Consider the following 2,332-nt stretch of genomic DNA (forward strand, 5'->3'; position numbering starts at 1 on the left):
CCGTCCGGGTATTGCAGGACAACCGAAACCTCGGCCCCCTCAACCGGCTGGCGGAAGCGGTCAATCACCACTACATATAGGGCCTGGCTGCTTTGCGGGCTGACCAGCGGACGGGCAAAAAAGGCGTGCGCCACCGGGAACCGCTGGCGGCCGGGGATGGCACTGCCTATCGGGCGGCCGGCTTCCAGATCGCGCTGCACCAGATCAAAGTGACGCTTGCCCAGATCGGTCAGCACCACATGGCTTTCGGCCTGCCGCTCGGGCTGCCACTCCATGCGCACCTTCTCAAAGTATTGCACATAGCGCCCCTCGCGGATTTCCAGATCCGAAATCGGGTTGCCAAAGTTGACCTCGCCGTTGTTGGCGTCATAGTATTGCAAAAAGGCATAGCAGACGCTCTTGCCGGTTGCGGCAAAACGCCGGCAGGTTGGGCCTTCGCTGGGTACCGGCGCCAGCGGGCCGGGCCCGGGGTAGAGCAGCTCGCCGAGGTTGGCCACCACCACCCGCTCGCCTTCCGGCGTGCGCACCAGATCAAAACGCGCCTTGCTGAAATACTGCATCCGTGTGCGAATGCCAAACGAAGAAACCCCCTCAAATTCCTGCGTGATCGGCAGGCCGTAGATTTCCAGCGGGTTCGGCACGCTGTAATACTGCGCCAGAAACGCCCCGCGCACATAATAGCCCGTGCCGAAGTCCTCCCCCTGCGGCGGGGTGGGCGTTTGGGCATACCCCGTCCCCAGCGAGAGGGAAAGCAACGCAGCCAGCGTCAACAGGAAAACAAGCCGAAAAATACCCCTCATACGGTTTTATTATAGTATGCCCGCTGCTTTAATGCAATTCGATTCGCCGGGCAATTTTGGAATTTCGTGTATTATTTTTAATAATAAAGGCTGCCGGGCCATCCGCGCGCCCCGCAGCCTCCAGGTGGGGGATTGCACCCGCTTACTGCTCCATCGAGACCTCGAACACCCATGGGCCGGTGATAACATCGTGGAAGGCATCGCTGACCACTGCCCGCGCTTCCAGGTCGCTCATTTCCGCCGGTTTTTCAATGACCTCAAAACCGAAGGAATATTCACCATGCTGACAGGTGAAGCGGATCGGCACACCGCGCTGGATCAGTTTTTGTTGGGCGGCCTCGCAATCCGGTTGTTCGGGAGCCGAGGTGGCAATTCGCTCGATGACAATCCGGGCACTGGCAAGGCTTATCCCGGCTGGCAGTTGAAAGCGGTTAAGGGTGCATTGCACACTACGCCCCTCGACTTGCGTCATCCCTTCCAGCAGCATGGTGGCGTACTGGTCGCGCAGTTCGCGCTCGCCGGCAATCAGCGCCATGCGATCAGCCGCCCAGTCGGATTCAAACGGAACTTCATAGCACAGTTTGAAACTGAGCTGGGCGGAGCTGACCTTCAGATCGCTCAGTTGCATCCAAACGCCGCCGGCTTCAGCGGTGTAGGCCGCCGGACCAGTCTGGGTATTCGCATTTTCCTCGAGGAAGGGCGAAGCAGAGGCTGCCTCGCCGCCGTTCGGTTTGGCAAAGACCGCTCCGCTAAGCAGCAGACCCACTCCAACCAGCGCGATGACGAGCAGGCCAATCAGCGATAGATAGGCTGTTCTGGTATAGCTCTTGTTTTTCATCTCTTTCAGATACTCCTTTCAACGATTTTCCAAATGGAACAAACAGGAATTCTTTATGGAACACAGGGGGAATACACCATCGAGTTAATCGGTGAATTACTTACCATGCCACAGGCGTACATTCCAGCGCCATCCGCACTGTAGCGTTGGGCTGAATAAACCTTTTCTCCATTGCCTATGGGAGCGGGAGAAGCCGTGTAGTAATAATACTTGAGAGTGGCATTAGCATACCTGTTTATGCCACTCACATTGGTGGTACGCGCCCAAAATGTTGAACATTCTGTGGATTTTCTTAGTTCGATAAAAGCTCCATTACTCGTAGTTGAATAGAGGCGAATGGCGGTTGCGTCACAACCAGTAGAATTTGGATTTAAACCGTTACACCCACTACCGGAACACGTTGCAGCTTCTACCGTCAACACCCCAATACCTAGCACCATGATGGCTCCAATGAAGATGATCAACAGGTATATCTTACTGCTCATAGCGACTACCTCCTTTTCATCACTTCCATCAACATCTGTAATCTACTATACTAAATTAGCACCAAGATTGGAAGTACCGCCGGTCACGCCCCCCACCATGACTTTGAGCATAGCGAAAAAACATCCTATTCTGTTCTAAGGATAGACATATTCCACATAAGGGTACTGATGGGTCGAATTCAACGTAAACTGGTGATTACCGAGACTGG

General features: G+C 55.0%; 2 protein-coding genes and 1 pseudogene. All 3 read right to left on the bottom strand.

Annotated features, from left to right (window positions below):
• A pseudogene (locus VAE48_RS00560) lies at nt 1-800 on the bottom strand (hypothetical protein); the annotation flags it as partial.
• A gap of 142 nt (nt 801-942) precedes the next feature.
• The gene (locus VAE48_RS00565; RefSeq protein ID WP_322791362.1) at nt 943-1,638 is read right to left on the bottom strand and encodes a hypothetical protein; all 696 of its coding nucleotides are present in this window, start codon (nt 1,636-1,638) and stop codon (nt 943-945) included.
• Between the two features lie 53 nt (nt 1,639-1,691).
• Nucleotides 1,692-2,123: a DUF2690 domain-containing protein gene (locus VAE48_RS00570; protein WP_322791363.1), complete on the bottom strand. Its 432-nt coding sequence runs from the start codon at nt 2,121-2,123 to the stop codon at nt 1,692-1,694.
• Nucleotides 2,124-2,332 lie beyond the last annotated feature (209 nt).

It is taken from the genome of Bellilinea sp. (assembly GCF_034432615.1).
Taxonomy (GTDB): Bacteria; Chloroflexota; Anaerolineae; order Anaerolineales; family Anaerolineaceae; genus Bellilinea.